This is a genomic window from Aquipseudomonas alcaligenes NBRC 14159 (assembly GCF_000467105.1).
GTDB lineage: Bacteria > Pseudomonadota > Gammaproteobacteria > Pseudomonadales > Pseudomonadaceae > Aquipseudomonas > Aquipseudomonas alcaligenes.
Window position 1 is genome coordinate 18,433 of sequence record NZ_BATI01000049.1, and the last position, 9,102, is coordinate 27,534.

Annotated in this window: 3 protein-coding genes; all 3 read right to left on the reverse strand. The window is 53.6% G+C overall.

Going from position 1 to position 9,102, the window contains the following annotated elements; genetic code table 11:
- Window positions 1-7,596, reverse strand: coding sequence for a calcium-binding protein (locus PA6_RS20505; RefSeq protein WP_021702897.1), 7,596 nt, complete (start codon window positions 7,594-7,596; stop codon window positions 1-3).
- A gap of 14 nt (window positions 7,597-7,610) precedes the next feature.
- A complete protein-coding gene (locus PA6_RS23555; protein ID WP_021702898.1) occupies window positions 7,611-8,162 on the reverse strand; it encodes a hypothetical protein in 552 nt (183 codons plus the stop codon).
- Window positions 8,163-8,347: 185 nt separating this feature from the next.
- The coding region (locus PA6_RS20510) for an HlyD family type I secretion periplasmic adaptor subunit (RefSeq protein ID WP_021702899.1) at window positions 8,348-9,102 on the reverse strand (755 nt) is incomplete at its 5' end.

A 9,102-nucleotide genomic window follows, 5' to 3' on the forward strand; every position in this document is an offset into this window, starting at 1 on the left:
TCACTGCCAGTTGGCTGCAATTACCGATGCCAGCGACGCTTGGTAGTTTTCTGGCAGTGATGTCTGCCCTGCAGCGGGCGGAGCAAACGCAGCCATCGCACTGACCAAGTTCTGTACTTGGCTATCTAGCAAGGTCTTACCATCGGCGGTTTTGAACTGCTCGATGTGATAAGCATTGCCCAGATACCAGTCCTTGACCGTCAGCTTATCGGAAGTCCCAATGATGCTCACTTCGAGGTTGTTCGACAGCTTGCGGAACCAGAGTTGGTCAGTCGCAATCCCTCCTAGGAATTGGGCTATATCGGTATTCCCTGCAGTAGTATCGTTCTCCACCGTTGTGTCGGCACCATACCCACGTCCCAGTACATAGGTGTCGTTCCCAGCCCCTCCTGTCAACGTGTCTGCAGCACCCTGGCCGTCCAGAGTGTCGTTGCCCGCTGCACCACTCAGACTATTGGCACCGCTGTTGCCGATCAGGACATTGTTCAGCGTGTTGCCGGTCCCGTTGAGAGCACTGGTACCGAGCAAAATCAGGTTCTCGACGTTGTTGCCCAGGGTCAGGGTGACGCTGGACTCCACCGTATCGATCCCTTCGTTGGCGTTCTCGGTCACCGTCTCGCTAGCGTTGTCCACCACGTAGGTGTCATTGCCCGCCCCGCCCTGATACTTGTCGATGCCACCCTTGCCGTCCAGCCGGTCGTTGCCGGCGCCGCCGACCAGCGTGTTCACCGCACTGTTGCCGATTAAGACGTTGTCCAGCGCGTTGCCGGTACCGTTGAGGGCACTGGTACCGAGCAAAGTCAGGTTCTCGACGTTGTTGCTCAGGGTCAAGGTGACGCTGGACTCAACAGTGTCGACCCCTTCGTTGGCGTTCTCGGTCACCGTCTCGCTGGCGTTGTCCACGACATAGGTGTCGTTACCCGTGCCGCCCTGATACTTGTCGACACCACCCTTGCCGTCCAGCCGATCGTTGCCGGCGCCGCCGACTAGAGTGTTCACTCCGGTATTGCCGGTCAGGATATTGTCCAGCTCATTGCCCGTGCCGTTGAGGGCGCTGCTGCCAGTCAGCAATAGGTTTTCGACGTTAGCGGCCAGAGTCAGGGTTATGCTCGACTCGACCGTATCGACTCCTCCGTTACCGTCCTCACTCACGAGATCGCCAAGGTTGTCCACCACGTAGGTGTCATTACCTAGGCCGCCGAACATAGCGTCGAGGCCGGTTCCGCCGTTCAGCCGGTCGTTGCCCTTGCCGCCGAGCAAGGTGTCGTTGCCACCCGAACCATTAAGGGTGTCGTTGCCGAAGCTACCCTCCAGCATATCCACACCGCTGGTACCGGTGAGGGTCAAGTTCTGCTGAGTACCGACCAGCACATAGGCCCGCTTGTAGTAGGTGTCCACCCCATCGCTGACGATATAACTGAACGTCGCTTGCCCCCGGAAACCGGCGGTGGGTGTAACCGTGACCTGTCCGGAGGCACTGTCGAATGACACGCTGATGTCATCCCCGGAATCGTCATCCACGAGTGTGCCCAGAATATCGTAATCGTCATTGCTCGGTTCGAGATCACCCACGAGCAGCGTTTCGGCGTCGAGAGTTAAGGTCGTGCTCTCCAGTACCTCGTAGGAGCGGTTGACCTCGACAGTAGCCACACCCTCAGCGGTCTTCACTCCATCAGAGACGACATAGACGAAAGAAGCCATCCCGCTGAAGCCGGCACTCGGCATAAAGGTGATCGTCCTTAAGTCGCTACTAATCGTCACAGTGCCATTCACCGGCGATTTGACTGCGGCGATATAGACCAAGCTGGACTCGGCGTCGGAATCATTGCTGAGCAACGCGTTGGCATCCAAAACCAACGGCCGCCCAGCGGCGGTTTCCACCGTTTCGTTCACCACTGTAGGTAAACGATCACTCTGGTGGGCGAGGGCCAGCACCTCCGCTGCAGTCAAAACCTCCCCGCTCTCGAAGTGAAGGCTAGTGTTTGCAAAGATACTATTCAGACCATACTGTCCGCTGTAATCAAAGAAACCACTCATGCGAATGCTATCGGCTGTCCCTTGAAACTCTATGTAGAGATCTTGATTAGCTCTTCGATATACAACCTCTCCAGGCAAGTAGCCGTTTATATTCAACCTTGCTACAAGACCACTTTGGTAGATCCTGTCCTTCCCATCTCCCTTATTGAAAATGATGCTTTTAGACCCAGTATCAAACGAAAGAGAAATGCTGTCATTACCAAGACCACCAATTAGCGTGTCGTTACCATTCCCTCCTGATAACGAGTCATCTCCTGCCATACCGTACAGTATGTCATCACCATTACGCCCCTCAATTTCATCTGCTCCCCACGACCCCACCAACAAATCATCACCAATATTGCTTCCACCTATGAAATATCCACCGCCGTTGGACAGACGACCATACTGCCCGATGGTGTCCGCGGTTGCGCTATAGGATTTGCTTGTTGAGTAAGCTGCACTCAGACCATAGTCTCCGCCGCTCAGGTCAAAGTACACACCACTCATTTCATTTGGCTGAACGTCCTCAATCAATGTGCCATCATGAAAATTCAGTGAAAAGAAATCATTCCTGTATTGGGTGTATAGAGGATTCTCTGAGAAAAAATTCCTGACCCTTAATCTGTCTTCATGGGCATCACTGCGCGTAATCACTAGGCTATCTAGAAATCTAAGATATCGCCACTCGCCTGATGCAGAGCCATTTGTAAATTCAACCCTAGAAATGTCAGTTTGATCATAGCCATAGCCATTTCCGAAGATCAGGGTGGACTCAGGATTGATCGAGATATTATCGTCACCTTCGCCGCCATCTATAACGTTGACCCCTTTCCCGTCTGCAATGTTATCTTTTCCGGCCCCGCCAATCAGCGTGTCGTTACCGAGCCCACCTTCAATGCGATCATTACCCTCCCCCCCATCAATGTAGTCATCTCCAGAGTTTCCTCTAATGTCATCGTTACCTGAATAACCTAGTAGCCTATCGGAGGTAGCGTAGCCCTCTATTAAGTCATCATTGTTAGTGCCGGAAAGGACCAAGCTGCGAACTTGAGCGGACGTAATAACAGTGCCGTCAGAGAAGCGGAACTCTTCCAGTTCGTAATAGAACGGCCCAGTAGGATCGGAATATGCCGAGTCGCCTCCATTTAATGGAGAATAGAAGAAGCTAGATATCTCTAGCTTATCATTCGAGCCGGTTAAATAAACAAAGAGATTTTCCCAATAGTCCCTGAAAAATGTCACATCTTCGACACGAACGCTTGAGTTGAATTCAACGACATCCTTGGGAGTTGGGTTTGGATCGAACTGATCATGATTGTTGATCCTGTCATGGCCATAGCCATAGCCGAATATATAAGTGTCATTACCATAGCCGCCAGAGAGAAAGTCATTACCGGCCTTTCCATCCAGCACATCATTAGAGTCGTAGCCAATGATGTTGTCGCTAGCCTCAGTACCCTGAATTGCCAACTGCTTAATGGTTGCAATATCCCAGACAACCCCAGTAGAGAACCTGACTTCATCCAGCTTATAAAAGCTTGTTGCATTGCCAGAGAAGAAGTTGAGAATTGTGACTTGATCCTGCGTATCTTTAACTTTCAAAACCAGATGGGGATCCGTACGGAGGATGACGATATCCTCGGGGTTGATACCCTCGGCGAATTGCAGCGCGTCGACTCTGCCGACACTTGCATCGTAGTTCTGAATAGTGTCCTGCCCATCTCCACGAGAGAATACATAGAGATCATTGCCAGCATCGCCACTCAGCGTGTCATTCCCAACTCCACCAACCAGGCGGTCATGCCCCATCCCTCCGGACAAGGTGTCGTCTCCCCCTTGTCCCGTTAAGGTATCGTCGGTTGAAAAGGCTACGATCGAGTCATCGCCGGCCGTCCCTTGCAGAATGAAGGTCCGAATGAAGGCGCTGTCCCATCGGGTACCATCGGCGAACACGATTTCTTGGACCGCATAAGCACCCAATCCATCGCTCTGGAAGTGCTTAGTCACCTTGATGGTGTCAGTAGGCGAGGTATGGATCAGCAGATCATTGCCCACGCGTTTAAGATCGACCGAGGCGGGAGTAATTGTTTCGTCGAAGACAATTCGATCCTGCCGCCCTTGGGTGTCGTCATAGTTATCGAGCACATCGACACCGTGCCCGGTGCCGAACAGATAGGTGTCGTCGCCGCGCCCCCCGGTCAGGGTATCGTTGCCCGAACCACCGTCGAGCCAATCGTTGCCGTTATCCCCAAGCAACTGGTCGTTGCCTTCATTACCAGCCAGTCGGTCGCTGCCATCGAAGCCCTGAACGATGTCATTTCCGGCCAAGGCCGCGATCACATCTCCTTGGGTCGAACCAAAAATCCGGTCATTGCCCGGAGTCGCAGCCGCCGCTGCCAGGGCCTGCGCAATCTGTTGCTGGGAAAAGGTGTTGCCATCATGGAACCTGATCCTTTCGATGGCACCGCTTCCCACATCACCATTGAAGTCGAAATAGTTATCCACTCGGATCGAACCCGCACTACTCGCGTCGACGTTCTGGATCTTGATCCAGAGCGTGGTGGCATCCCGGGAAAACACCAAGTTCTCCTGAGTAATACTCTCACCGAAGATCACCTGATCGAAGCCACCCTTGTCGAGGATCACATCGTCGCCATGACCTCTGAGGAAGTGGTAGCCATCGCTCCCCTCCCGCCCATAGAAGCGATCATTGCCGGCTAAACCGTAGAAAAGGGTGCCAGCCGAGATACCGGTCAGGACGTCCTGCTGCTCGGTACCAACAAGGGCGGAATAATTGAAGAAGGGCGCCAGCTCGATGCTGAATGTGCCGATAGCCTGGAACGCTGCATCCCGCTGCGTGCGATAGCCGGGCGAATAGGTGCCGAGATCGTTCAATACGCTCACAATGCCCTTGATCCGATCAGTCTCTCCGGCCGCGTACAATGCCTCCAGTTTGCCCTGCAGCCCATCCCAGTTCACCACGATCCGTGAAGCATCCGAGCCGAAGTGCGAGCGGATGATATCCAGCTCACCGGCGAACTCGGTTTGCGCCAGAATCTGCGCCTCGGTGAAGCGCTTGAACTCGAGGTATTCGGCAATCAGCAGCGGCGCGGCTTGGCCGTGGGGGTTGGGGTCACGCTCACCCCAGCACCAGGTGCCCAAGTAAGGACGGCCCACCAGCTTCTCTAGCGTCACCAGTTGCCGGGCATCCATAACATGACCGTAGACCTTCTTCGGATCGCGGCTGTAGGGGTCCACGTTGGCGGCACCCGCCCAGCGATAAATCAGGTTGTCCAGCAGAGCACCGCGTGCAGCCTTATCGGTGGTCGCGATGTATTGCTTGACCAAGTCTTTCAAGCCGGCGTCCAGTGCCATCGCTTGATGCAAGTCATACACTTGGCCGAAGCCCTTGGCGTTGGGCATGAACGCCACATCCGGGGTGAGCTCAATGGTGCCGCTGTTGACGCGCCGGGCTGCATCGATTTTGAACCAGACGTCCGCCGCCGTAGACGCCGTGCCATTGGCCAACACGATAGAACCCATCTGCTGGTGCGCATGGCCATTGGCATCGACATGGGAGGAGGTGGTGTAAGCCGTCGCGATGGAGCGCACCCCGGCCTCGGCCAAACCCTGCAACTCACCCTGCTCGCTGACGCCGTTGCTGTTCAGATCGCGCCACACCTTGAGTGTAGCGAACGATGCATCTTGGGCATCTATCTCGCCATCGCCGTTGTCGTCGTATTCGGCCAGCGCCTGGAAGCCGTTGGCGGCTTTCTGGCCATTCTTCAGTCGCGTGTTATTGCCGAACAGCTCGGAACCATCGCTGATCAGGCCATCGCCGTTCGCATCACGAACCAACAACCCATCGTCCGGGCCGACCCAGCCGGAGCGCTCACGAAGGCCATCGGCGTCGTGGTCGAAGTAATTGGAGCCCAGCTTCAGGGTTTCGATGCCGTCGCCGTCGAGGTCAAGAATGATCGGGGAGGTGCGGGTTTCAGCCTCACCAGTGTCGGGGATCTCTTCCTCCTCCTCTTCTTCCTCTTCGTCGTCCGGTTCAGTGATGAGGAAGATGCCTAATTTGCCGTCGGAGAAGTCATTGATGGTGAGGCCGCCATTGACGACCAAGGTGGTGCCGGTCAGCACGTAGGTGTCGCCGCCGTTCTTGTAGATGTTCTCGGGGTCGGTTTCTTTTCGTTTGCCGCCGGTCAGCGAGCGCCCATTGAACTCCACTCGGCCATATCCGTCGCTATCAGTGATAGTATCGCTTATGTCGGCCTTATATATATCGAAGCCCTGGCCGCCAAACAGTTGATCAGCCCCCATTCCTCCCTCTAGATAGTCTTGATCCTCATCACCATAGAGAAAGTCATTGCCAACCATGCCTTTAAGAACGTCATTGTCCTTTCCGCCATAGAGGTAATCTATACCCTTGCCACCATCCAAAGTATCTTCACCGGCATCTCCATATAAGTGGTCGTCATCCTCGCCCCCATAAATGGAATCACCACCACCGTCACCGTGAATATTGTCTACACCTGAATCACCATAGAGATAATCAGCCCCATCTCCACCACTGAGGCGATCGTCACCAGCTTGTGCGATTACTAAGTCGCCACCATCCGTCCCTTCGATAACATCTCCGGTGCCGAGTTGAACTCCCTGTTTATCTAGGTAGCCGTCAGTCGCCCCGATTTTTACAGAATCTATAGCCGCGCCGTGGGCAAAATTATCTATCAACAACAATTTTGCGGAGCTTGGGAAGCTCTCGAAGTCGCTATCAGCATCCCCACCGACTGCTTGCAAATAACTTTGAATATGCGTTCTTTTCCCCTCAAGTACAAAAAGCACAGCCTTAGCTTCCTCTTCTGAGGCAGCCGACTGTCCGTTCTGATAGAGAGAAAACATTGCGGCTTCTCTATCTCGGCGAGGTTGCAACTGGGGGTCGCGATCAGAGTTTGTATTGTACTTTATCTCAAACCAAATCTTTGCCTTCTGCCCAGGGTCGCTCTGATTATTTCTGATTATGGCAAGCGTAGAGGGTATATTCGCAGAGATCGCTCCAGCAGTTGGGCCGCTTATATTGTATAAAATAGAGATAATCGCAGCCCTTTCTCGAGAGTGAGGAATGTCATGATCCCCAAGGGCTGCTGTTAATGCATTCTCATATTGTTGAACTTTCAAATTCAGTAGATTTTCAGCCTCTTCCTCCGAAGCAAGGACCACGTCGTTCCATTCCGCACGAAACATAGCTATATCAATAATCTCACCGAAAAGTGGGTCACCAGGAAGCGAGACTGGCTGACCAGTTCTCAGAGAGCGCAAGACCTCAATATGATGATTAGTAATCTGAGATCCAACTGCCAGAAATGGTTGAAGTTCAGCCTGCAAGCTATTCAAGTCTCGGGCCAGAAGATCATAGCCATACCCGAGTGCAGGTCTCCCTATGTGATCTAAATGCACACCCAGTGGACTGCCGTTAACTCTGAGCGGATCATTTTCGAAGCGCTTAATCTCTTCATTTCGGTCGTCTTGATAACCGCCATGAACGAAATTCTCACTTACACTCGATAGCGACATAAATCCTCCTTGATTTAATTTTCAAAACAGGCATATTTAATACGATCACTGGCCAGTTCAAAAATTACTAGTCGACCTAGCCATTCCAAAGAAAAGTACCATCCCGACCCTAGTGACCAGATTGAGATATCTTTTCCGCTATGGACAACTCCATAAGCCTCTCTAGCCCCGCCCTCACTGACTACTTTCCTGGCCTCCTCCTCTAAGAGAAATATCGCCTGAGGCCGTATTTTTTTGACGTCAATATCATCAAGAGAGTGGTCAAGCAGCGCAACAGAGACATAAGCCGGCTGCCCAGAGATGTTATAGATTACTTTGTATAGAAACCGCCTTGATCCTTCCTGGTCAAAATTGGCTTCAAATATCCGCCCGTAATAATCCGCCTCCAATATGCGAGCCGGTTCGACCTTACGCCAAGTGAGAGTATTCTTTGGTGTCGCCGCTTCATTTTTCAATAAATCACAACTTGGTGAGGGGCCAGCTTCGGCGGCCATTGCACCAGCAAAAAGAAGAACTCCTCCTACCAAGCCAAGTAGTGCTCTAAAAAGACTTTTCCCCTTTCCCATGAACTTACTCCAGCCCATTAAATACATATTAAGATACAGGTGGCACTATCGGATTATTCGAGGATGCGCCGCTTTTTACTTGCTTGCAGAAATCACTGACTTTAACGATGGCGAAACTGGCCTAAGAAATTCTGGTGTATGAACAGCACTTTCATCCGGATGCGCTCTCCCTGGCATCGGTACCGCTAGCGTTCGTTCAGGCTCTCGTTCTGGTACTCCCTGAGCGGACTCAGGAAGTAATCGATCACCTTTCTCTTGTCCGTCTTCACTTCCGCTCGCACGGCCATGCCCGGCGACAGTTCGATGCGGTTCTCGCCGACCTGGATACTGTTTTCCTTCAGCTGAATCCGAGTGCTGTACACCAGACCCAGCTTCTCGTCCTCAATGGCGTCGTTAGAGATGTTCAGCACGGTGCCGTGCACCACGCCGTACTTGGTGAAGTTAAAGGTCTCGACCTTGACCTCGACTTCCTGCCCGGCGCGCACGAAGCCGATGTCCTTGTTCTCCAGCATGGCTTCTACTTCAACCGGCTGGTCCTTGGGCACGATGACCATCAGCGGTTGGGCTTCGGTAACCACTCCGCCAGGGGTATGGATGGCCAGCTGCTGCACGGTGCCGTCCACCGGGGCAGTGAGGCGGGTCAGGCGGTCGCGCTGTTCGGCCTTGACCAGCTCCTGTTGCAGGGCGGCGCTGCGCTGTTCCGATTCATGCTGTAGGTCGAGCATGGTGCGGCGGGTCTGGGCGATCACGCCCTGGCGACGGCGCTCGGCCTCCAGCTTGGCGGCCTGGAACTCGACGACGCGGGCCTGCTGAATGGCCAACTCACGCTCCTGGTCCATGCGCCGCTGCTCCCGTTCGAGGAAGGCGTGCTTGCCGAGGATGCCCTTATCCAGCAGGCGTTTGTAGTCTGCGGCCAGCTGGCGGGTGATCGGCAGGGATT

Excerpts from the sequence above, each read along its gene's own strand:
- PA6_RS23555 (WP_021702898.1), bottom strand. The coding sequence starts at position 8,162 with ATGGGAAAGGGGAAAAGTCTTTTTAGAGCACTACTTGGCTTGGTAGGA.
- PA6_RS20505 (WP_021702897.1), bottom strand. The coding sequence starts at position 7,596 with ATGTCGCTATCGAGTGTAAGTGAGAATTTCGTTCATGGCGGTTATCAA.